Raw genomic sequence first — 20656 nt, 5'->3', positions numbered from 1 at the left:
GACAAGTACGACGGAACGCTCACCAACCGGATCACCGGCGACCAGACCCAGCTGAGAAGCCTCGGCGACCAGATCTCCGCCTGGGATACCCGCCTCGCCATCCGCAAGTCGACGCTCGAGCAGACTTACTCGCAGATGGAGGTCATGCTCAGCAACCTGAAGGCGCAGTCTTCCGCCCTCTCCTCGCAGCTTGCCTCTCTTTCGGCTTCGACCACCACGACGGGATAGACATCATGACGATGACCCTCAACGCCCAGCGTTCGCAGTACAACAATGACGCGATCCTGTCGGCCTCACCCGTGCGGTTGCTGACGATGCTCTACGACCGCCTCCTGCTCGACCTTCACCGCGCCGAAATCGCGCACACCGGGCAGAACTGGCCCGTGGCCTCCTCAAACCTGCTGCACGCGCAAGCGATCATCTCCGAACTCACGGTCTCGCTCAAGGTGGAGCTGTGGGATGGCGGCCAGGGCCTGCTTTCCCTCTACAACTACACGACGAGCCTCCTGGTGATGGCGAACGTGAAACGCGACGCGGCGAGCATCCGCGAGAGCATCGAACTGCTCGAACCGCTCGCGCGGGCCTGGCACGAGGCGGCTGGCCAGCTCTCGGTGCCGGACCACGGCGCGTCGACCGGCGAAAGCCGGGAGCTCGGAGTTGCGTAGCTCGAGCGCGAACTGGGACAACTGGGCGTCCGTGCTCAACGCGATGGAGGAGAGCATCGTCGCGTCCAGGCTGCCGGCGACCGCCGAGACCGGCGATGACGACGGCGGGGTTCCCGTCTGGGTGATGCCGAGCTACCTCGGCCCCATGCCGCCCGACCTGCGCTCCCGCGCCAACCGCATCCTGAACGAGCAGCGCGAGTCGATCGATGCCCTCGAGGAGCGAAAGAGGGCCATCGGAAAGCACCTCGCCGCGATCGAGGCCGTGCCGCCGGTGAACCCGGGCGGGCCATCCGCCTACCTCGACGTCACGAGCTGACCCCCCGTTCGGGGCGAACGTCTAACGTCCGATTCGCCTCGGTCGATAGCTGGTAGTACAGAGCACGGATTGCTCACCGAAGAGGCCACGGATCGGCCGTATTGTCCCCGACGACGAAACGGACGACTGTGCTCGAATCGGTTACTTCCGCTGCGCTCAACAGCGCACTGGACGGGCTGGCGCTGCGGCAAAGGACCATCGCCAACAACATCGCGAACATCAACACCCCGAACTACCACGCCAAGCGCGTGCTGTTCGAGGATGCCCTCGCAAAGTCGGTCGACGCCGGCAACGGTCACGTCACCGCATCCGTCGCGCGGTCGCTCGAACCGACCCAACTCAACGGCAACAACGTCAATCTCGACACCGAGACCCTCTCCAACATCGACACCGTGCTGCGCTACCAGTTCGCGAGCCAGGCCGCCGGCAACGAGTTCTCCGCCATGCGCGCGGCGATCAGGACGAGCTGATGACCTTCGACGCGATCGGCATCGCCGCCACCGGGCTCACCGTTCACCGCAAATGGCTCGACGCCGTGGCCGACAACATCGCCAACGTCAACACCGCCAAGCCGACGAGCGGAGCCGCCTTCCAGGCCCGCTACGTGGTCGCGCAGGAGGGCGAGGGCACCACCGGCGTCTACGTCAAGGGCGCCGCCTTCGGAAGCGCGGAGGGCCGCCTCGTCTACGAACCGGCGAACCCGCTCGCCGACAAAGAGGGATACGTGCGCTACCCCGACATCGATCTCGCCTCGCAAATGGGCCAGCTCATCATGGCGCAGCGCGGCTACCAGGCGAACGCCGCGGTCGTCGACCGCGCGAAAGAGACCTACCAGGCAGCACTCCAGATCGGACGCAGTTGATCAACGTAGCAGCAATCACGTCCGTACAGGGCGTCGCGGGCACCGGATACCTCCCATCGACCACGGGCACCAGCGCGAGCAACTCGTCGGGTTTCGCCACGGAGCTCTCGAGCGCAGTGGACGGCCTGCAGCAGCAGCAGTCGATCTCCAACGATCTCGCCATCAAGGCCGTCACGGGCAATCTCTACGACATCCACAACGCCACGATCGCGGCAACGCGAGCGCAGGTCACCCTCGAACTCGTCGCCGCGGTTCGTAACAAGGGCGTCGACGCCTTCAACGAGATCATGAGGATGCAGTCCTAATGCCCACCCAGGTCAGCACCGCGCTCCGGCGCCTCGCCCACACCATCCGCGAGTTCACCATCGCGCAGCGCACCGTCGCGATCATCGGTGTTGCCGTTCTCGCCCTCGGGGTCGTCGCGCTCAGCTTCTGGATCACGAAGCCCGCATACACCCCGCTGTTCTCCGGCCTGAGCGGCACGGACGCGAACACCATCGTCGAGCAGCTGCGCACCGACGGCGTGCAGTACGAGATCACGAACGGCGGCGGCACGATCATGGTGCCAGAGGCCAACGTGTACGACGAGCGGCTCAAGGCAGCAGCGGCCGGCCTGCCCTCCTCGACGACCGGCGGGTATTCGCTGCTCGACAAGATGGGCGTCACGGCATCGGAGTTCCAGCAGAACGTCACGTACAAGCGCGCGCTCGAGGGCGAGCTCGCGAACACGATCGAGGCGATGAAGGGCGTCAAGACCGCCTCAGTGCAGCTCGCCATCCCCAAGGACACCGTCTTCGTGTCGGAGAAGACCGACCCCACCGCCTCCGTGTTCATCGCCACCGACAACGGCGTGACGCTGACCGACGAGCAGGTGCAGGCCATCGTGCACCTCACCTCCGCGTCGATCGACGGGATGAAGGCCACCGACGTCTCGGTGATCGATGCGCAGGGCATCGTGCTCTCCGCGGCCGGTGTCACGAGCGGGGCAGAGGGCAAGGTCGCCTCGGACTACGAGTCGCGCGTGCGTTCCTCGGTGCAGGCGATGCTCGACAAGGTGGTCGGGCCTGGCAATGCGACGGTCGTCGTGGCCGCCGACCTGAGCCAGAACTCCGGCCAGCGCACCGAGGAGTCGTTCACCTCGCCCACCGACGCCCCGTCGCTCAACGAGTCGTTCTCGAGCGACTCCAGCGGGGGCGCCGCCGGCGCCACCGGCTCGAGCACCGGCGTTCTCGGACCGGACAACATCGCCGTTCCGAGCGGCGTGCAGACGGGCAGCGGCGTCACCTCGCAATCGGTCACCAAGAACAACGCCATCAACAAGGTCACCGAGTCCACGACCATCCCGGCCGGCGCGATCACGCGGCAGACCGTGTCGGTGGCCCTCAACTCGAGCGTCGCCTCCGGACTCAACATCGCCAACATCAAGGCGCTCATCAACGCCGCCGCCGGCATCGACAAGACGCGCGGCGACCAGGTGGCCGTGGAGGTCGTGTCCTTCAACAAGGTGGGCGCGGTGCAGGCCGCGAAGGCGCTCGCCGCGGCGGATGCTGCGGCCACCGCCGACCGCACGGCCGGCATCATCCGCACGGCCATCACCATCTTCGGCATCGCCATCCCGGCGACCGTCGCCCTGTTCCTCATCGCCCGCCGCCTGCGCCGCCGCAACGAGGAGGAGCAGGAGCTGCGCGACATGGGCGAACTCGCCGAGATGCGCGCGATGATGAACGACCAGACCGTGCCCATCGCCCTCACCGCGCCGGCCGCCGCACCGCTCACCTACACCCAGCTTCCGCCGGTCGCGCCCGGTGACAACGACCGCAAGCGCGCCGAGATCGACGCCCTCGCCGGCAAGGACCCGCAGCGCACCGCCGACTTCCTGCGCGGACTGATGGACGACAGGCAGCCGGCATGAGCGAGGCAACCGCCGTACTGACCGGCACCCAGAAGGTCGCCGTCGTGCTGATGAACATGGACCCGCTGCGCGCGGCCGAGGTCATGAAGCAGTTCAACGACGCGGAGGCCGAAGAGATCGCCGCCGAGATCATCCGGCTGCGCCGGGTCGACTCCGCAGTAGCCGAACGCACGATCGAGGAGTTCCACGAGCTCACGATCAAGGGCGGCCGCGGTGCACGCGGCGGCAAGGACTTCGCGGCCGGACTGCTCGAGGCGTCGTTCGGGTCGGAGCGCGCGGCGGGGGTCATGAACCGCGTCGCGTCGTCGATGGCGGGCCGCGCCTTCGAGTTTCTCGACACCGCGGAACCCGGCCAGCTCATCACGCTCCTCGACGGCGAACTTCCCCAGACGATCGCGCTCGTGCTCGCGCACCTGCGCCCGGAGCGCGCCTCGCCGGTGCTCTCCGCCCTCGACCCGCAGTTGCGCACCGATGTCGCCCAGGCGATCGGCACGATGGGCACCGCGGCACCGGAGGCCGTGCGCATCGTGGCAGACAACCTCAAGCAGCGCGCGAGCGCCGTCGTCACGTCGCGCGAGACCACCGATGTGGTGGGCGGCATCCAGCCCCTCGTCGAGATCATCAACCGGTCGGATGTCTCGACCGAACGCGCGGTGCTCGACGGCCTGGACGGCCTCGATCCGCAGCTTGCCGAAGAGGTGCGCTCGCGGATGCTGACCTTCGCCGACCTCGTCAAGTTCGAGCGCAAGGACGTGCAGCAGGTGCTTCGCGGCATCGACGCGGCCGTGCTCGCGGTCGCCATGAAGGGTTCGTCCGAGGCAGTCACCGAGGTGATTCGGTCGAACATCTCCGAACGCAACAGGGAGATCCTCGAGGACGAGATCCAGGCCCTCGGCCCGGTGCGCATGACCCAGATCGAGGAGGCGAGGGCCGAGGTGGTCCGCGCCATCCGCGACCTGGAGGCGCAGGGAATCATCACCGTGCAGCGCGGCGACGAGGACGACTATGTCGATTGACCGGGAGTTTCTGCCGGTGACCTTCCCGGCGTTGCGCAGCGTCGAGACGGATCCGTTCGAGGTGCAGTCGCGGGCGAGCGGGCACGCCGCCGGCTACGCGGCCGGGCTGCGGGCGGCGAGCAGCGAGCTCGCGGAGCGGACGGCGCGCCTCGATGCCGAACACGAGGCGGCAGTGCTGCACGGTCGGGCCAGGGTCGACCGGGTCGTTGCCCTGCTGGGGGCGGCCGCACGGGCTCTCGACGAGCGCAGCCTTCCCCTGATCGAGCGCTCCCAGGACGCGCTCGCCGCGGCGGCGATCGCGCTCGCCGAGGCGATCCTCGGTTCCGAGCTCAGCCGGGACGAAAACTCGGCGCGCACCGCCTTGACCCGGGCGCTCGCCCGGGCGGACTCCACGACCGTTCGAGTCGTGCGGATGAACCCCGTCGACCTCGCCGGCCTCGACGAGGACACCATCGCCGCGACCGGGGTGCTCTTCGCCCCGGATGACTCGCTCGATCGCGGCGACGCCGTCACCGAGTTCGAGGTCGGCTACCTCGACGCCAGGATCTCCACCGCGCTCGCCCGCGCGAAGGCCGCGATCGCGGGGGAGACATCGTGAGCGTCGCCTACCGCCCGCATCCGCAGCGCTTCGCCGCCGCGCTCTCCGCCGGCCGCCCCGAGCGGGTCGGTGTCGTCTCGTCCATCGTGGGCCTCGGCCTCGAGGTGTCCGGCCTGGACTGCGCGATCGGCGACCTCGTCACCATCGGCGACGGCGCCCTCGACGCCGAAGTCATCGCGACCACGCGCACCGGCATCCGGTGCATGCCTCTGAGCCGCATGACCGGAATCAACGCGGGCGCCCCGGCGCGGTCGCGCGGAGTGCCGATGCTCGTGCCCACCGGGAGCGGCCTGTTCGGCCGGGTCATCGACGGCCTCGGCCGCCCGATCGACGGCAAGGGTCCGCTCCGGCCAGATGCGATGGTCCCCCTCGACAACGACAGCCCATCCGCCATGCACCGCGCCCGCATCGACACCCAGCTGCAGCTCGGCGTTCGCGTGCTCGACACCCTCACGACCGTGGGCATGGGCCAGCGCATCGGCCTCTTCGCCGGGTCCGGCGTCGGCAAGTCCTCGCTGCTCTCGATGATCGCCCGCGGGACGGATGCCGAGGTATCGGTGATCGCGCTCGTCGGCGAGCGAGGTCGAGAGGTTCGCGAATTTCTCGAGGACGACCTCGGCGCTGAGGGTCTCGCGCGCTCCATCGTGGTCGTCTCGACCTCCGACGAGCCCGCGATGATGCGGCTGCGCGCCGCCTTCGTCGCGACCAGGATCGCGGAGTCGTTCCGCGACGCCGGGGCGAACGTCATGCTCATGATGGACTCGCTCACCCGCGTGGCGATGGCGCAGCGCGAGATCGGCCTCTCGGTCGGCGAACCGCCGGCCACCCGCGGCTACCCGCCGTCGACCTTCTCCCTCCTCGCGCAGTTGCTCGAGCGTGCGGGCACCGGCGAGAGCGGGTCGGTCACCGGCATCTACACCGTGCTCGTGGACGGCGACGACCACAACGAGCCGATCGCCGACGCCGCCCGATCGTTCCTCGACGGCCACGTCGTGCTCGACCGCAAGCTCGCTGTCGCCGGGCACTTTCCCTCCGTGGACGCCCTCGGGTCGATCTCCCGAGTCGCCTCCCGCGTCAATTCTGGCGAGCAGACCGCCACCGCCGGCTTCCTGCGCAAGACCCTCGCCGCGCGCCGCGCCGCCCAGGACCTTCTCGACGTCGGCGCCTACCAGCGCGGCGCGAACCCGCTCGTCGACGCCGCCGTAGACCACGAGGGCGAGATCAACGCCTTCCTGCAGCAGCGGATGACAGAACAGTCCACCGCGCAGGACGCGTGGGCCCAGCTCAACAGGCTCGTCAGCACACTGGGAGGTTCATGATGGCCAGAATGTTCCCGCTCGCGGGGTTGCTCCGCTTGCGTCAGATCCAGCAGGACCAGGCGGCGAGCGACCTCGCGTCGGCCAACGCCCGCGCCAACGAGAGCTCGGCCAGGCAGCGACGGGCCCGCGCCGCGCTCAGCGTCGTGCCGGCCGAGGCCACGAGCGCCGCGGTGCTCTACGCCGTCGCCGCCGCGCGCGCGTCATCCCGCAGCATGCTCGCCGAGCTCCAGGCCCTCGACTCCGTGCACCGCGCCACCCGCGACGAGGCATCCGCGGCCTTCACCGAGGCGCGCGCGAGATCCGTCGGCCTCGAGAAGCTCGAGGTGCGATTCTCGGCCGCCGTCGCCAGCGGCGAGATCGTGGCCGAGCAGGCCGTGCTCGACGAGATCGCTTCCACCGGCTGGCACCGCTCGCGGTCGGAGGCCCTCCAGTGACCATGGTCGGGCTGCTTGCCGCGCCCTCGTCGACGCCGGCGCCGACCGCGAAGTCGAGCCCGGCCGCGGCCGCGCTCTTCGGGGCGGCGCTGACGGGCGCGACCGCCGCGCTTGCGGGGTCGAACCCCGCGCAGTCAAACGACCCCGCGCAGTCGAACGACCCCGCGCAGTCGGCCGCCGAGACCGCGGCCACGCTCACCGGCGCCCTCCGCGGCTCTCCCGGTGGCGCGCCGGCGACCGCCGATTCCCCCACCGCTGCCGACGCCACCACGACCATCGCGGCGGATCCGGCTGCCGTCGTCGCGGCCCTCACGCCGATCCCGGCCGCGATCCCCGTTCCAGTCCCGGCTGCTCTACCGTCCGCGGTGAACTCGGTGCTGCCGTCTGCGGCCGCGATCGCAGCGACGTCCGCGGTTGTCGGAGCGGTCGATCCCGCCCAGGCGGCCCAGGCGGCCCCGGCCACCCTCACGGCTTCGACGGTGGAGAGTGCCCAGGCCGTCCCCACCGGCGGGAGGGGCGGGAAGGGCGCGAAGAGTGTCGCGCCCGCCCTGTCGTCCGTCGCCCCGTCGCCGACCGCTCCCGCGACGGAGACCGCGATGCCGCCTCAACCGGCATCCGGCTCAGCCGTCGTGGGCCCGGACGCGAGCGCGATCACGGTCGCGCCGGGCACCACATCTGCTGCCGCGGTGCCTCCGATGGTCACCACCGCGGCGTCTTCGTCCATCGCCGCAGCCGCTGCGCCGGTCGCCACCTCTGCTGCTGCCACCGCGGCCGCCGGCCTCTCCGCGAGCTCCCTCACCGCTCGGCCGTCGCAGGCGCGCGCCGCGGATGCCGCGACCGGCCCGGCGCCCGCGGCCACGCCGGCCATACCCGCCCCGGTGGCGCCGACCGTCGCGGCACCGGCTGCCACCGCCGCACCGACCGCAATGCCGACCGCCACGCCGCCGCTCGCGACGCAGCTGTCCCGCCCACTGTTCACGCTCGCCACGGCGCCGACGGGCGAACACACGATCGTGGTCAACGTGGCACCGGACAACCTCGGCCCCGTCACGGTGCGCGCCCTTGTGAGCGCCGACGGCATCCGCGTGGAGCTCTTCGCTCCCACCGATGTCGGGCGCGACGCGATCCGCGCGATCCTGCCCGACCTGCGCAAGGACCTCGCGAGCTCCGGCATGAACTCCAACCTCAACCTGTCGTCGCAGAACCAGCCGACCGACCGCGGAGACGGCGGGGCGCCGCGGGAGCGGTTCGCGCCCGAGTCGCCGCGCCAGCGGGAAACCGCCCCCACCACCGACCAGACGCCCGCCTCCCCCCGAGGGCCGTACGGCACGTCAACGACCATCGACGTGATGGTCTGAGAACAAGGAGCAGGCAATGACAACCGACCCCATAGGCATCGTGCCGCCGGCCGCGGCGCCCACCTCGACCACGGGCATCTACACGACCGGCGCGGCGCGCAGCCCGTCGCAGTCCATGGACTCCGAGGTGTTCATGAAGCTTCTCGTGACCCAGCTGCGCAACCAGGACCCGAGCGCGCCGATGGACAGCAACGCCATGATCGCCCAGACCACCCAGCTCTCCATGATGGAGAAGATGACCCAGCTTTCGACCACGAGCACCGAGGACTTCTCGCTGCAAATGCGCGTCGCGGCGGCCAACTTCGTCGGCAAGCAGGTCACATACACCGGCAAGGACGGTGCGACCGTCTCGGGCATCGCCAAGAGCGTCTCGTTCGCCGGCTCAGTACCCCAGGTCAGCGTCGGGGGCGTCGACGTGGCGCTCGACCTTATTTCCGGCATCACCACAGCATCCGCATAATCCGTCTCCGACTCCAACCGAAAGGCAGCATCCCATGCTTCGTTCCCTGTACTCCGGCATCTCCGGCCTTCGCTCTCACCAGACGATGCTCGACGTGACCGGCAACAACATCGCCAACGTCAACACCACGGCCTTCAAGGCCTCGGCCACCCAGTTCCAGGACACCCTGTCGCAGATGACGCAGGCGGCGGGCGGCCCGCAGGCCAACGTCGGAGGCACCAACCCGGCGCAGGTCGGACTCGGTGTGCGCGTGGCGGGCATCTCCACCAACTTCGCGCAGGGCTCCACCCAGGCGACCGGGCGCGCGGAGGATCTGATGATCTCCGGAGACGGGTTCTTCGTCACCAAGCTCGGCACGTCCACCCAATACACCCGTGCCGGCTCGTTCGGCTTCGACTCCGCCGGTCGTCTCACGGCTCCCGGCGGGGCGATCGTGCAGGGCTGGAATGCCGTCAACGGCGTCGTCAATGGCGGCGGCGCGCTGAGCGACATCACCCTGCCGCTCGGCACCGTGGCGCCAGCCGTGGCCACGACAACGGCGACCGTCGCGGGCAACCTGCCGGACGACGCGGCGGTGGGCACAGCGCTCGTGCGCGACAAGCAGGTCTTCGACTCGGCCGGCGAGGCCCGCACCGTCACCCTCACCTTCACCAAGACGGCGGCGGGCTGGGATGTCGCGGGGGTCGACCCGAACGGATCGACCGGCAGCACGGCGCTCACCTTCGCCAGCGGGCTGCAGACCTCCGCGGGCACAATGACGATCGGCGGAATCGCCGTCGACATGAGCAAGCTCACCGGATTCGCCGCCCTCACGACGGTCTCCGTCAGCAAGCAGGACGGCAGCGCGGCGGGCACGCTCCAGTCGTACACCCTCGGCCAGGACGGAACGCTCGTCGGCTCGTTCAGCAACGGCGCGTCGCAGGCCATCGCCCGCGTCGTGCTCGCCACCTTCACCAACCCCGGCGGACTCGAGAAGGCCGGCGGGTCGTCATACAAGGCGACCTTCAACTCCGGCAACGCCGAGATCGGGGCGCCCGGCTCGGGCAGCATCGGGTCGATCACCAGCGGTGCCCTGGAGATGTCGAACGTCGATCTCTCGCAGGAGTTCACCAACCTCATCGTGGCGCAGCGCGGCTTCCAGGCCAACGCGCGAATCATCACGACCTCCGACGAGGTGCTGCAGGAGCTCACCAACCTCAAGCGCTAGTCGACTGCAGCCATCGGCCGTCCCCCCTAACCATTGGGCGGGGGCGGCCGATAGTGCTGTATAAGGGCCCAGGAAGGGCCCACTACACGAAACAGGGATGTGCTCATGATCGTCGTCACGCGGCTGAATGACAGCCAGTTCGCGATCAATCCGGATCTGATCGAGCGAATCAACTCGAACCCGGACACAACCCTCGTAATGGTCGATGGCGCCAAGTACATCGTCACCGAATCGATGACCGAGGTGATCGACCGCATCCTGCACTACCGCGCGACCGTCATTGCCTTGACACAGGAGCTATCCGCGAGCGGCCGCATCCCGGCCAACCGGCCGTTCGGCATTGTCGACTCGGTAGAGGAAGATGACGAGGACGGCGGCGACGACGGCCTCGTCGAGCTCGACATACCCGTGACCCTACGCCCGAGGATCATCTGATGGATCCGGCAACCCTGATCGGCATCGCCGTCGCGTTCGGCGCGCTCTACGCGATGCTCACCCTCGAAGGCTCGGCCGTGAGCGCGATCCTGCTGCCGGCCCCCATGGTTCTCGTCTTCGGTGCCACGATCGCCGTCGGCATCGCGAGCGGCACGATCAAAGACATGATGCTCGCTATCAAGGCGCTTCCCCGCGCCTTCACGGGCAAGGTACCGAAGCCGCACGACACGATCGACCAGGTCGTGGCCCTCGCCGAGAAGGCGCGCAAGGAGGGACTCCTCTCGCTCGAGCAGGAGGCCGAGAAGGTCACCGACCCGTTCCTGCGCAACGCCCTCCAGAACATCGCGGACGGCACGGACGGCGAGGAGTTGCGGGAGCTCCTCGAAGACGAGATCGACACGCGAACCGCCTCGGACCGCATTGCCGGCAAATTCTTCACGACCCTCGGCGGCTTCGCCCCCACGGTCGGCATCATCGGCACCGTGGTCTCGCTCACCCACGTGCTCGAGAACCTGTCAACGCCGGGCAAGCTCGGCCCGCTCATCGCCGCCGCCTTCGTCGCGACGCTCTGGGGCCTGCTCTCGGCCAACTTCCTCTGGCTGCCGATCGGATCCCGCCTGCGGCGGCTCTCCGACCTGGAGAACGCGCGGATGACGCTCATCATGGAGGGCGTGCTCGCCGTGCAGGCGGGCAGCCAGCCCCGACTACTCGGCGAACGACTCCGCGCGATGGTGCCGGCCAACGCGCTGCCGAAGACCCCGAAGCTGCCGAAAGCCGCCTAATGAGCGCGCGCCGGAAGAAGCATCACGAGGAGGAAGAGCACGGGCCGGACGAACGCTGGATGGCCTCCTACATGGACATGGTCACCGTGCTGATGTGCATGTTCATCGTGCTCTTCGCGATGTCGACCGTCGACTCGGCCAAGTTCGTCGCCCTGCGCAACTCCCTCGCCACCGGGTTCGGGGTCAAGGACATCGGCAAGATCGACACGGCGAAGGGCACCGTCGTGCAGCCGGCCAAGGCGGTGAAGAACTCGGAGAGTTTCGCGCCGGCCCAGCTCGCGACGAAGGAGGTCGACTCCCTCAAGGCCCTCCAGGCGGCGATCTCCGCGAACCTCGCCACCACCGGGCTCACGAGCACCGTCACGTTCCAGATCACCGAACGGGGACTCGTGATCCGCCTGGTCGGCTCCCAGACCTTCTTCGACACCAACAGCACCGCCCTCATCGGGGTCGCTCCCCAGGTGCTCAACGACATCGCGCCGGCGATCGTCGCGTCGCCGTATGAGGTCTCGGTGGAGGGTCACGCCGACGCGCGCCAGTCGACGAGCCCATACCCCACCAACTGGGAGCTCTCCTCCGGCCGGGCCGTCTCGGTGCTGCGGCACCTCGTGGAGATCGGCGGCATCCGGTCCGATCGGATCGGCGCGGTCGGCTACGGGTCGTCTCGCCCGATCGCGACCGGCACGAGTCCGGCGGAGATGGCCAGGAATCGGCGGGTGGACATCGTCGTGCTGTCAAACCAGCCTGAGGGGGTGCGGGCGCTCATGCCGGGCATCGTCGCGGCGGAGAACGCCGCCGCCGCGAAACCGCCGGTGGACCCGCCGACCGGGATTGCGCAATTCACCTTACCGGTGGGGGTCCCCGGCCGATAGTTTGCTGTGTGACGGTCCAGGAACAGATTTCTATCGGCGTGCTCGCGAACGAGGGTGCAGCAGCCGAGCCCTATGACTTCCGTCGTCCGACCACGCTCGCCCGCGAACACGCGAGGGTGCTCGAGCTTGTCTTCGAGACCTTCGCCCGCCAGTGGGGCACTCAGCTCACCGCGAAGGTGCGCGTCGTCTCGCAGGTGACCTGCGAGCAGGTCGCGATGCAGACCTACGACGAGTATGCCTCCGGCCTTCCGGCCACCACCGCGATGGTGCTGTGCGTGCTCGACGGGTCGAACGCGAAGGCCGTGATCCAGTTCCCCACCTCCTCGGCGCTCGCCTGGGTGTCGTACATGCTCGGCAGCAACCACGCGCAGGTCGCGCCGGACCGCAAGTTCACCCACATCGAGCAGGCCCTCGTGCGGCGACTGTTCGACGACGCGCTCGAAGACCTGCGCTACTCGCTCGGGTCCCTGCTCGTCACGTCCATCGCCGTCGACGCGATCCAGTACAACTCCCAGTTCGCCCAGGCCGCGGCCACGGCGGATCTCATGATCGTGGCCACCTTCGCCATTCGGGTCGGAGACAACGCCGCTACCGCGACGCTCGCCATTCCGGCCGCGGTGCTGCTGCCCCAACTGGGCCAGGCCAATCCCACGAGCACAGTCGCGAACGCGCGGCAGCTCATATCGGCGCAGATGGCGGCCGTGCCGGTTGAGGTGTCGCTGCGCCTCACCCCGGCCATCGTGCGGCCCAGCCGCATCCTGGCGCTCGCCGTCGGCGAGGTCATCAAGATTCCGCATCCCCAGCACCGACCGCTCGATGTGACCGTCGACGGCCAGCCGATGGCGCGGGCGGCGGTCGGATCCAACGGCTCCCGTCTCGCGTGCGTCGTCGTCACCACCGAGGAGAAATCGTGAAGAAGACCACCGCAACCGACCCGCGCGCCGAGGCAGCCGAGGCGCTCGCCGGAATGCTGCCGAGCCCGAGCATCCTCCAGGCGATCGCCATCGAGGGCCACCCGGCCGGACCCCTCGACTCCGCCGTCGTCGCCTCGTTCGTCGGCGACCGGTCGGCAGACCTCGCCGTGATTCTGCACGACGCGGAGTCGATGAAGGCCGCGGCGGGCACCGACTCGGCGCTCGTGTCGATCGTGGACGTGCTGCGCCCCGCCCTCGAGGCCGCGGCCGCGGTGCTCGGCACCGGGGTCGTCGCCGACTCGCGCATCGAAGACGCGACCGCTCTCTTCCAGGACCCGGCCACCGAGGTGTTCGCCCTCTCGAGCGAGGGGGTCGCCGCCGGGTGGTTTGCCATCCGCATTCGGGAGAACGGCGTGATCACCGGCGCGAACACCATGTCCGACGAGTCGATGGCGATCAACCTCGGCCGCATCAGCAACGTCGAAATGGCGCTCACCGTGGAGATCGGCAAGACGAGGATGTCGGTGCGCGACGTGCTCAGCCTCGAGCCGGGCGCCGTGATCGAGCTCGACCGCTCCGCCGGGGCGCCGGCCGATGTGCTGCTCAACGGCCGTCTGATCGCTCACGGCGAGATCGTGGTCGTCGACCAGGACTACGCCATCCGCATCACCAAGATCCTCGACGTGACAGAGGGTCTGAGCTAAGTGGAGTCGGTCTTCCTCGCGCTTCGTGTCCTGCTGTCGCTCGCCGCCGTCCTCGGCGTGCTCTGGATGCTGCAGCGCCGACTGACGAAGGGCGCGCGGGCGTCGCGCGCCACGAAGATCATCTCCGTCGTCACCCGCCAGGTGATCGCCCCCAAGGCCTCGGTGGTCGTTCTCGACGTCGACGGGAAGCGGTTCCTGCTGGGGGTCACCGAGCAGTCGGTGACCGTGCTCAACACGAGCGAACTGCCCACGCCGATCGTGGCGGAGAGCGCCCCGGCGCGTCTCATCGCCGTGCCGCAGGCCGTGCCGGATACCACGCCGGATAGCGCAGTGGCGTTCGGCCGCGCGATGGCCGACGCCGACGGCAAGGCGCTGGCCGGCAGGGCGCTCGGCACAGGCGGCTTCACGACCGGCCCGCTCGGCAGCTCGATCCTCTCCCCCACCACGTGGAAGCGCGCGGCCGCAGCCCTCCGGCAGGGCCGATGAAGACGCCGACCAGCCCCTGGCTCTCCGGCCGGGCGGCGAGAATCCTCGTGATGGTGCTGCTCGCCGTGGTGGTGGCCGCGGCGCTCGTCATGATGACCGGCAACGCGAGCCACGCGGCCGTCGTGCCGCCGACGCCCCCCGTCGACCCGACCGCACCGAGCGGCGGCGGCCTCTCGGTGAACATCAACGGCCCGGACGGCACGCCGTCCTCGGCGATCGTCACCCTCGTCGGCATCACGCTGCTCTCGGTGGCCCCGGCGTTGCTACTCATGATGACGTCGTTCACCAAGATCTTCGTCGTGCTCGCGATGGCGCGCAACGCGCTCGCGCTGCCGTCGATCCCGCCCAACCAGGTGCTCGCCGGCCTCGCCCTGTTCCTGACGCTGTTCATCATGGCGCCCATCCTCACCGACATCAACAACCACGCGGTGCAGCCCTACCTCAACGGGCACCTCAACTTCACTGACGCGGTCAACCTCGCCTCGGAGCCGCTGCGCAAGTTCATGCTCGCGCACACCAGGGAAGAGGATCTCGCGCTCATGACGCGGGCGGCCGGCCAGGCCAACCCCAAGGACCCGCAGTCCGTTTCGCTGCTCACCCTCGTGCCCGCGTTCATGATCTCGGAGCTTCGCGCGGCGTTCATCATCGGCTTCGTGATTTTCGTGCCGTTCCTCGTGATCGACCTCGTCGTCTCGGCCGCCCTGATGTCCATGGGCATGATGATGCTCCCGCCGGTGATGATCTCCCTCCCCTTCAAGATCCTGCTGTTCGTGCTCGTCGACGGCTGGGGCCTCATCATCACGACCCTCATCTCCAGCTATAAGGGGGGCTGATGAACACCAACGCCGTCATGGACATCGCTCTGCAGGGGCTCATCATCGCCGCCAAGCTCGCCGCGCCGATCCTGATCACCGCGCTCGTCGTCGGTTTCGCCATCTCGCTGCTGCAGTCGATCACTCAGATCCAGGAGGTGACCCTCTCCTTCGTGCCCAAGGCCATCGCGGTGGCCGTCGCCCTCATCGTCTCCGGGCACTGGATGATCTCCGAGCTCGTGTCGTTCACCCAGGCGATGTTCGACAAGATCCCCTCGCTGCTCGGCGGCGGCTGACATGGCGATCACCCTCAACTTCCAGTGGATCGAGGCGGTGATGCTGGCCTCGGTGCGCATGATCACGTTCCTGGTGATCGCGCCGCCGTTCTCCCATAACGCCTTCCCGCTGCGGATCAAGGGCATGCTCGGCCTCGGTCTCGCGCTCGCCGTCGCGCCCCAGGTGGCTCGCAACTATGTGTCGCCGAACACCGGCCAGTTCATCATCTCCCTGCTCATCGAGCTCGTCGTCGGGGCGCTCCTCGGATTCCTCGTGATGCTCGTCTTCTCGGCGGTGCAGTCCGCCGGCAACCTCATCGACCTGTTCGGCGGGTTCCAGCTCGCCCAGGGGTATGACCCCCAGATGATGATCAACGGCGCCCAGTACACGCGGCTCTTCCAGATGACCGCGCTCGCGCTGCTCTTCACCTCCGGCGGCTACCAGCTCATCATCGGCGGCCTCGCGCGCAGCTTCACCGCCCTGCCGGTGGCCGGCGGCCTGAATCTCGCCACGCCCCTCGCCGCCGTGACCGCGGCCGTCGGGCAGATGCTCCTCGCCTCCCTGCAGATCGCCGGTCCGCTCATCGTCGTGCTCTTCCTCGCGGATGCCGGACTCGGCCTGCTCACTCGCGTCGCTCCGGCGCTCAACGCCTTCGCCCTCGGCTTCCCGCTCAAGATCCTCATCACCCTCACCCTCGGGTCCGTCGTGTTCGCGGCGATGCCGCGCATCGTCGAATCCATCACCGGGGACGCCGTCGGCGCTCTCGTGGGGGTGAAGTAGATGTCGGACGTCGGCGAAAAGACCGAGCAGGCCACCGAGAAGCGCATGAAGGAGGTGCGCTCGAAGGGGCAGCTCTCCAAGTCGCAGGACCTCACCGCGTGGGTCGGCGTCGGCACGGCCGCCGTGATGATCCCGGCAACGGTGTCCGCCGGCGCCAACGCGGCATCCGCCCAGTTCGCCGCTGTCAAGGCCGCCGCGATGAACCCGGACCCCACCAAGGTCATGGAGGCCCTCGGCGCCGGGCTCGGTTCGATGTCCGGGGTGGTGCTGCCGATGCTCGTGGTCGTCGCCGTGGCGGTGCTCGCCGCGGCGGCCGCCCAGGGCGGCATCCACTTCAAGAAGATGGCCGGCAAATTCGAGCAGTTCAACCTTCTCAGCGGCGTCAAGCGCACCTTCGGCGCCGAGGCGGCGTGGAACGGGTTCAAGGCGCTGCTCAAGACCGCCGTCGTCGGCGTGGTCCTCATGACCGTGATCCAGGGCCTCATGCCGATCCTCATGACGGCGGGCGGCCTCCCGGCCACCGCGCTCATCAAGGCCGCCGGCGACGGCACGGGCGCCCTCGTGCAGTCGGCCGTGGCTGCGGGGCTCATCCTCGCCGCCGCCGACGTCTTCGTGGTGATGCGCCGCAACCGCAAGAGAACCCGCATGACCAAGAAGGAAGTCCGGGACGAGAACAAGAGCTCGGAAGGCGACCCGCTGATCAAGGGGCAGCGCCGCGCGCGGCAGCTCGCGATCAGCCGCAACCGGATGATCGCCGCGGTCGCCACCTCGGATGTCGTGCTCGTCAACCCCACCCACTTCGCCGTGGCGCTCACGTACGAACCGGGCAAGTCGGCGCCCCGCGTCGTCGCGAAGGGCGCCGGGGTGATCGCCGCCCGCATCCGCGAGCAGGCGGAGACCGATCGCGTGCCGATCGTCAAGGACATCCCGCTCGCGCGGGCCCTGCACGCGGCGTGCGACCTCGGCGACGAGATCCCCGTGGAGCTCTATAACGCCGTCGCGCGCGTTCTCGCGTTCGTGCTCTCCCTTCGCACGCGCGGTTCGAGCCGCGGAGTGCACCAGATGCCGGAACTCACCATGACTGCAGGAGGCCACTGACGTGAACCGCAATCTCTCCAAGCTCGCCGTTCCGGTGGGGGTCGTCGGCATCATCCTGCTGCTCGTCGTACCGGTGCCCGCCGTCGTGCTCGACGTGCTCATCATCCTCAACATCATGCTCGCGCTCGTCACCCTGCTCACGACGATGTTCGTGAAGAAGCCGCTCGACTTCTCGGTGTTCCCGTCGCTGCTGCTCGTGGCCACCCTGTTCCGGCTCGGCCTCAACGTGGCATCCACGCGGCTCGTGCTCGGCCAGGGCTACGCGGGCGAGGTGATCGGCGCGTTCGGCCACGTCGCGGTCGGCGGCTCGATCATCATCGGCGCCGTGATCTTCCTCATCCTCGTGGTGATCCAGTTCGTGGTGGTCACCAAGGGCGCGGAGCGCGTGGCCGAGGTGGGCGCGCGGTTCACCCTCGACGCCATGCCGGGCAAGCAGATGGCGATCGACGCCGACCTCAACGCCGGCCTCATCACCGACACCCAGGCCCGCGAGCGGCGGGCGGAGGTGTCGGCCGAGGCGGACTTCTACGGCGCGATGGATGGCGCGTCCAAGTTCGTCAAGGGTGACGCGATCGCCGGAATCATCATCATCATCATCAACATCGTCGGCGGTATCGCGATCGGGATGCTGCAGGGCGGCCTGTCCATCGGCGATGCGGTGGCCAAGTACACGCTCCTCACCATCGGCGACGGCCTCGTCACCCAGATCCCTGCACTGCTCATGGCGGTGTCCACCGGCATGATCGTCACCCGCTCGAACGCCGAATCGGACATCGGCTCCACGGCATCCGCCCAGCTCACCCAGTCGCGGAACGCGCTCATGATCGCCGGTTGCGCCGCCATCCTCATGGCGCTCATCCCCGGAATGCCGATCATCCCGTTCGTGGTGATCGGGGCGAGTCTCCTGCTTCTGGCCCAGCGCATCAAGGCGCGCGAGGCGACCAAGCTCACCCTCGAGAGCGCGGCCTCCAGCCAGGCCGACTCGTCGCAGGTGGTGACCACCGAGTCGCTCATCGAGCAGATGCGCGTGCACGCCCTCGAGATCCTGCTCGCTCCGGACCTCGTCGACATCGTCTCCGACGCGTCGGACGACCTCCTCGCCCGGGTGCGTTCGCTGCGGCGCAAGATCGCCATGGACCTGGGCATCGTGGTTCCGCCGGTGCGCACGCGGGACAGCGTAGAGCTGCCGCCTGCCACCTACGTGATCAGGATCGCCGGGGTCGAGGCGGGCCGAGGCACGGCGCCGGCCGGAAAGGTGCTCGCCCTCGGCGACGCCCTCGACGGCCTGCCGGGCGCAGTCACGATCGAGCCGGTATTCGGGCTCGCCGGCAAGTGGGTTCCGAGCGAGATGCGGCACAGCGCCGAGATGAGCGGCGCGACGGTGATCGACCGCGTGTCCGTCGTCGTCACGCACCTCTCCTCGATCATCACGAACAACGCGGCCCGCCTGCTCACCCGGGAAGACGTGCGGGTGCTCACCGAGGGAGTCAAGGAGGTGAACCCCTCCGCGGTCGACGAACTCGTGCCCGGTCTGCTCAGCCTCGCCGAGGTGCAGCGCGTGCTGCAGGGCCTGCTCATGGAGCAGGTTCCGATCAACGACCTCCCCAGAATCTACGAGGCACTCTCGCTGCGGGCGAAGGTGTCGACGGATCCGGAGGGGCTGATCGAGACCGCCCGCTTCGCGCTCGGCCCGGCCCTCACCGCGAGCCACCTCGACGGCCAGACACTGCGGGTGATCATGATCGACCCGATGCTCGAGCAGTCGATGCTCGAGGCGATGCGTCCCTCGGAGCTCGGAACCCAGATCGTCATGGACCAGGCCGGCCTCGAGGCCGTGCTCAACTCCACCAAGGAGGTGGTGGCGCGGCTCGAAGCGACCGGCTCCTCCGGCGTGCTCGTGTGCGCGCCGGCGCTGCGCCCGGCCATCCGACGCTTGGTCTCCGCGCAGACCGGCGGCCTGCCCGTGCTCTCCTACCAGGAGGTCACCTCGGCAACCGTGAACATCGAGACGGTGGGAGTGGTGCGTGTCACCGAATCGATTTCAGCTTGAGGGCACGTCGCTCGACGAGCTGAACGCGAGGGTGCTCGAGGAGCACGGCCCGCACGCCAGGGTCGTGGCGGTGCGCGCGGTGACGACGGGCGGCATCCAGGGCTTCTTCGCGCAGCGTCGATTCCAGATCGATGTGGACGTGCCGGATGGCACGGCGAGGGACGTGCACGCGTTCGACCTGCCGACCCGGGCGGGCATCGCGTTGCTGCTCGACGACGCGGACAGCGTCGAGGCACGCATCCGGGCCGCCGACACGCTGCCGGACGTGTCGACGTCGTCGGAGAGCTTCGACACGCTCATGGCCGATCTCACACTCAACACGGCGCCGCCGACGCCGAGTCTGCCGATCGTCACGGCCAGGGCGCCTCGGCTGCAGGCCCCGCTCTCGGCGCCGGGAGACCTCGTGATCGTGGTGGGTCTCGGCAGTGACGCGCTCACGATCGCGCGCGAGATGACCATCGCCTCCGGAACGGCCGAGTTGCGGGTGGCCGGCGAATGCTCATCGGACGGCGTGAAGCGGGTGAGCGATCGCCGCGGCGTGCTCGCCGCCCGGGCGCAGGGCGTGCGCGACCAGTTCGGCATCATCGTCGCCCTCGGTTTGCAGCGCGTCGGGCTCGACGAGGCCGGGGCGGACGCGCTCGAGTTTCTGCAGGGCGACCAGGTCTGGGTGGCGGTGGATGCGGGCCGCAAGCCCGCTGACACCGGTCGCTGGGTGGCCGCCGTCGCCGCGATCAGCCATGTCGATGCGGTGGCCGTGATCGGCCGCGGGGCCACATCCAGCCCCAACACGGTCAACGAGCTTGGCCTTCAGGTCGGCTGGGTGGAAAGTGGTTCGGTAGGCTGACCTGATGCTGGTGCTGACGCGTAAGGCCGGGGAGCGCATTCTCATTGGCGACGACATTGTCATCACCATCCTCGACAGTCGGGGTGACGGCATCCGGATCGGCATCGATGCGCCCCGGGGTGTCAAGATCCAGCGCGAAGAGGTGTTGCGCGCCGTGACCGAGGCGAACCTGGCAGCGGCCCAGGCCGACGAGGCCGACGAGGACCGCATCAAGGCGGCGCTCGGGCTGCTTCTGACGGCGCCGCAGTCCCCAGCGCCGCAGTCCCCAGCGCAGCCGTCCCCCGCGCCAGAGGCCCCCGCCGAGGCCTAGCCAGGCTGTCATTTTCAGTACTCGTCTGCACGAATTTCAGTACTCGTCTGCGCAGTTCGTTCAGGCCATCGACGGCCTTTGCTCTGTTCCCGCGAGGGGAACCCGAACCGCAATCAGCACATTTCCCATACGCTTCGGAGCATGAC

The 20656-nt window shown here is 69.0% G+C and carries 26 protein-coding genes and 1 pseudogene; all 27 read left to right on the top strand.

Annotated features, from left to right (window positions below):
- Positions 1 to 228 (top strand): annotated as a pseudogene (locus VIM54_RS08010) (hypothetical protein); the annotation flags it as partial.
- Positions 229 to 233: 5 nt separating this feature from the next.
- Complete coding sequence (gene fliS, locus VIM54_RS08005) at positions 234 to 665, top strand: flagellar export chaperone FliS (protein WP_331900349.1); 432 nt, start codon at positions 234 to 236, stop codon at positions 663 to 665.
- Positions 658 to 981: a hypothetical protein gene (locus VIM54_RS08000; RefSeq protein ID WP_331900347.1), complete on the top strand. Its 324-nt coding sequence runs from the start codon at positions 658 to 660 to the stop codon at positions 979 to 981. The genes fliS and VIM54_RS08000 overlap by 8 nt, the downstream gene beginning before the upstream one ends.
- A gap of 128 nt (positions 982 to 1109) precedes the next feature.
- Complete coding sequence (locus VIM54_RS07995; protein ID WP_331900346.1) at positions 1110 to 1451, top strand: flagellar basal body rod protein FlgB; 342 nt, start codon at positions 1110 to 1112, stop codon at positions 1449 to 1451.
- Positions 1451 to 1843 carry a flagellar basal body rod protein FlgC gene (locus tag VIM54_RS07990; protein WP_147784234.1) on the top strand — a complete coding sequence of 131 codons (393 nt, stop codon included), beginning with the start codon at positions 1451 to 1453 and terminating at the stop codon, positions 1841 to 1843. Before VIM54_RS07995 ends, VIM54_RS07990 begins: the two co-directional genes overlap by 1 nt.
- Positions 1843 to 2148: a flagellar hook-basal body complex protein FliE gene (fliE, locus tag VIM54_RS07985; protein WP_331900351.1), complete on the top strand. Its 306-nt coding sequence runs from the start codon at positions 1843 to 1845 to the stop codon at positions 2146 to 2148. The genes VIM54_RS07990 and fliE overlap by 1 nt, the downstream gene beginning before the upstream one ends.
- Complete coding sequence (gene fliF / locus VIM54_RS07980; protein ID WP_331900345.1) at positions 2148 to 3755, top strand: flagellar basal-body MS-ring/collar protein FliF; 1608 nt, start codon at positions 2148 to 2150, stop codon at positions 3753 to 3755. Before fliE ends, fliF begins: the two co-directional genes overlap by 1 nt.
- Complete coding sequence (gene fliG / locus VIM54_RS07975) at positions 3752 to 4771, top strand: flagellar motor switch protein FliG (RefSeq protein WP_331900344.1); 1020 nt, start codon at positions 3752 to 3754, stop codon at positions 4769 to 4771. Before fliF ends, fliG begins: the two co-directional genes overlap by 4 nt.
- Positions 4761 to 5369, top strand: coding sequence for a FliH/SctL family protein (locus VIM54_RS07970; RefSeq protein WP_331900343.1), 609 nt, complete (start codon positions 4761 to 4763; stop codon positions 5367 to 5369). The genes fliG and VIM54_RS07970 overlap by 11 nt, the downstream gene beginning before the upstream one ends.
- Complete coding sequence (locus VIM54_RS07965) at positions 5366 to 6688, top strand: FliI/YscN family ATPase (protein ID WP_331900342.1); 1323 nt, start codon at positions 5366 to 5368, stop codon at positions 6686 to 6688. The genes VIM54_RS07970 and VIM54_RS07965 overlap by 4 nt, the downstream gene beginning before the upstream one ends.
- Complete coding sequence (locus tag VIM54_RS07960) at positions 6685 to 7122, top strand: hypothetical protein (RefSeq protein ID WP_331900340.1); 438 nt, start codon at positions 6685 to 6687, stop codon at positions 7120 to 7122. Before VIM54_RS07965 ends, VIM54_RS07960 begins: the two co-directional genes overlap by 4 nt.
- A gap of 2 nt (positions 7123 to 7124) precedes the next feature.
- Positions 7125 to 8480, top strand: a complete 1356-nt coding sequence (locus tag VIM54_RS07955) for a flagellar hook-length control protein FliK (RefSeq protein ID WP_331900350.1) — start codon at positions 7125 to 7127, stop codon at positions 8478 to 8480.
- Between the two features lie 16 nt (positions 8481 to 8496).
- Positions 8497 to 8940 (top strand): flagellar hook assembly protein FlgD, encoded by a 444-nt coding sequence (locus tag VIM54_RS07950; RefSeq protein ID WP_331900339.1) that lies wholly within the window; start codon positions 8497 to 8499, stop codon positions 8938 to 8940.
- Between the two features lie 34 nt (positions 8941 to 8974).
- Positions 8975 to 10147, top strand: coding sequence for a flagellar hook protein FlgE (locus VIM54_RS07945; protein WP_331900337.1), 1173 nt, complete (start codon positions 8975 to 8977; stop codon positions 10145 to 10147).
- Positions 10148 to 10252: 105 nt separating this feature from the next.
- On the top strand, positions 10253 to 10582 hold the full coding sequence (locus tag VIM54_RS07940) for a flagellar FlbD family protein (protein ID WP_331900335.1): 330 nt from the start codon (positions 10253 to 10255) through the stop codon (positions 10580 to 10582).
- Positions 10582 to 11364 carry a motility protein A gene (locus tag VIM54_RS07935; protein WP_331900333.1) on the top strand — a complete coding sequence of 261 codons (783 nt, stop codon included), beginning with the start codon at positions 10582 to 10584 and terminating at the stop codon, positions 11362 to 11364. Before VIM54_RS07940 ends, VIM54_RS07935 begins: the two co-directional genes overlap by 1 nt.
- Positions 11364 to 12236, top strand: coding sequence for a flagellar motor protein MotB (locus tag VIM54_RS07930; RefSeq protein WP_331900331.1), 873 nt, complete (start codon positions 11364 to 11366; stop codon positions 12234 to 12236). Before VIM54_RS07935 ends, VIM54_RS07930 begins: the two co-directional genes overlap by 1 nt.
- Before the next feature lie 8 nt (positions 12237 to 12244).
- A complete protein-coding gene (locus VIM54_RS07925) occupies positions 12245 to 13150 on the top strand; it encodes a flagellar motor switch protein FliM (protein ID WP_331900329.1) in 906 nt (301 codons plus the stop codon).
- Positions 13147 to 13854: a flagellar motor switch protein FliN gene (fliN, locus tag VIM54_RS07920; protein ID WP_331900327.1), complete on the top strand. Its 708-nt coding sequence runs from the start codon at positions 13147 to 13149 to the stop codon at positions 13852 to 13854. Before VIM54_RS07925 ends, fliN begins: the two co-directional genes overlap by 4 nt.
- Positions 13855 to 14340, top strand: a complete 486-nt coding sequence (locus VIM54_RS07915) for a flagellar biosynthetic protein FliO (RefSeq protein ID WP_331900325.1) — start codon at positions 13855 to 13857, stop codon at positions 14338 to 14340.
- Entirely contained in the window at positions 14337 to 15173 is an 837-nt protein-coding gene (gene fliP, locus VIM54_RS07910; protein ID WP_331900323.1) for a flagellar type III secretion system pore protein FliP, read from the top strand. Before VIM54_RS07915 ends, fliP begins: the two co-directional genes overlap by 4 nt.
- On the top strand, positions 15173 to 15448 hold the full coding sequence (gene fliQ / locus VIM54_RS07905; RefSeq protein ID WP_331900321.1) for a flagellar biosynthesis protein FliQ: 276 nt from the start codon (positions 15173 to 15175) through the stop codon (positions 15446 to 15448). Before fliP ends, fliQ begins: the two co-directional genes overlap by 1 nt.
- A 1-nt stretch (position 15449) precedes the next feature.
- Positions 15450 to 16208 (top strand): flagellar biosynthetic protein FliR, encoded by a 759-nt coding sequence (locus VIM54_RS07900; protein ID WP_331900320.1) that lies wholly within the window; start codon positions 15450 to 15452, stop codon positions 16206 to 16208.
- Positions 16209 to 17306: an EscU/YscU/HrcU family type III secretion system export apparatus switch protein gene (locus VIM54_RS07895; RefSeq protein ID WP_331900319.1), complete on the top strand. Its 1098-nt coding sequence runs from the start codon at positions 16209 to 16211 to the stop codon at positions 17304 to 17306.
- A gap of 1 nt (position 17307) precedes the next feature.
- Positions 17308 to 19356 carry a flagellar biosynthesis protein FlhA gene (locus VIM54_RS07890; RefSeq protein ID WP_331900318.1) on the top strand — a complete coding sequence of 683 codons (2049 nt, stop codon included), beginning with the start codon at positions 17308 to 17310 and terminating at the stop codon, positions 19354 to 19356.
- Positions 19331 to 20200: a hypothetical protein gene (locus VIM54_RS07885; RefSeq protein WP_331900317.1), complete on the top strand. Its 870-nt coding sequence runs from the start codon at positions 19331 to 19333 to the stop codon at positions 20198 to 20200. Before VIM54_RS07890 ends, VIM54_RS07885 begins: the two co-directional genes overlap by 26 nt.
- Positions 20201 to 20204: 4 nt before the next feature.
- Entirely contained in the window at positions 20205 to 20510 is a 306-nt protein-coding gene (csrA, locus tag VIM54_RS07880; protein WP_331900315.1) for a carbon storage regulator CsrA, read from the top strand.
- Positions 20511 to 20656 lie beyond the last annotated feature (146 nt).

Origin of the sequence: Lacisediminihabitans sp., from assembly GCF_036569425.1 — a bacterium.
GTDB lineage: Bacteria > Actinomycetota > Actinomycetes > Actinomycetales > Microbacteriaceae > Lacisediminihabitans.
The sequence above is the reverse complement of the archived record's forward strand: the minus strand, read 5'-3'. Positions and strand labels throughout refer to the sequence as shown.

Excerpts from the sequence above, each read along its gene's own strand:
- VIM54_RS07895 (WP_331900319.1), top strand. The coding sequence starts at position 16,209 with ATGTCGGACGTCGGCGAAAAGACCGAGCAGGCCACCGAGAAGCGCATG.
- fliP (WP_331900323.1), top strand. The coding sequence starts at position 14,337 with ATGAAGACGCCGACCAGCCCCTGGCTCTCCGGCCGGGCGGCGAGAATC.
- csrA (WP_331900315.1), top strand. The coding sequence starts at position 20,205 with ATGCTGGTGCTGACGCGTAAGGCCGGGGAGCGCATTCTCATTGGCGAC.
- VIM54_RS07935 (WP_331900333.1), top strand. The coding sequence starts at position 10,582 with ATGGATCCGGCAACCCTGATCGGCATCGCCGTCGCGTTCGGCGCGCTC.
- VIM54_RS07990 (WP_147784234.1), top strand. The coding sequence starts at position 1,451 with ATGACCTTCGACGCGATCGGCATCGCCGCCACCGGGCTCACCGTTCAC.
- VIM54_RS07900 (WP_331900320.1), top strand. The coding sequence starts at position 15,450 with ATGGCGATCACCCTCAACTTCCAGTGGATCGAGGCGGTGATGCTGGCC.
- VIM54_RS07945 (WP_331900337.1), top strand. The coding sequence starts at position 8,975 with ATGCTTCGTTCCCTGTACTCCGGCATCTCCGGCCTTCGCTCTCACCAG.
- fliS (WP_331900349.1), top strand. The coding sequence starts at position 234 with ATGACGATGACCCTCAACGCCCAGCGTTCGCAGTACAACAATGACGCG.
- VIM54_RS07960 (WP_331900340.1), top strand. The coding sequence starts at position 6,685 with ATGATGGCCAGAATGTTCCCGCTCGCGGGGTTGCTCCGCTTGCGTCAG.
- fliQ (WP_331900321.1), top strand. The coding sequence starts at position 15,173 with ATGAACACCAACGCCGTCATGGACATCGCTCTGCAGGGGCTCATCATC.
- VIM54_RS07970 (WP_331900343.1), top strand. The coding sequence starts at position 4,761 with ATGTCGATTGACCGGGAGTTTCTGCCGGTGACCTTCCCGGCGTTGCGC.
- VIM54_RS07955 (WP_331900350.1), top strand. The coding sequence starts at position 7,125 with ATGGTCGGGCTGCTTGCCGCGCCCTCGTCGACGCCGGCGCCGACCGCG.
- VIM54_RS07940 (WP_331900335.1), top strand. The coding sequence starts at position 10,253 with ATGATCGTCGTCACGCGGCTGAATGACAGCCAGTTCGCGATCAATCCG.
- VIM54_RS07950 (WP_331900339.1), top strand. The coding sequence starts at position 8,497 with ATGACAACCGACCCCATAGGCATCGTGCCGCCGGCCGCGGCGCCCACC.
- VIM54_RS07930 (WP_331900331.1), top strand. The coding sequence starts at position 11,364 with ATGAGCGCGCGCCGGAAGAAGCATCACGAGGAGGAAGAGCACGGGCCG.
- fliF (WP_331900345.1), top strand. The coding sequence starts at position 2,148 with ATGCCCACCCAGGTCAGCACCGCGCTCCGGCGCCTCGCCCACACCATC.
- fliG (WP_331900344.1), top strand. The coding sequence starts at position 3,752 with ATGAGCGAGGCAACCGCCGTACTGACCGGCACCCAGAAGGTCGCCGTC.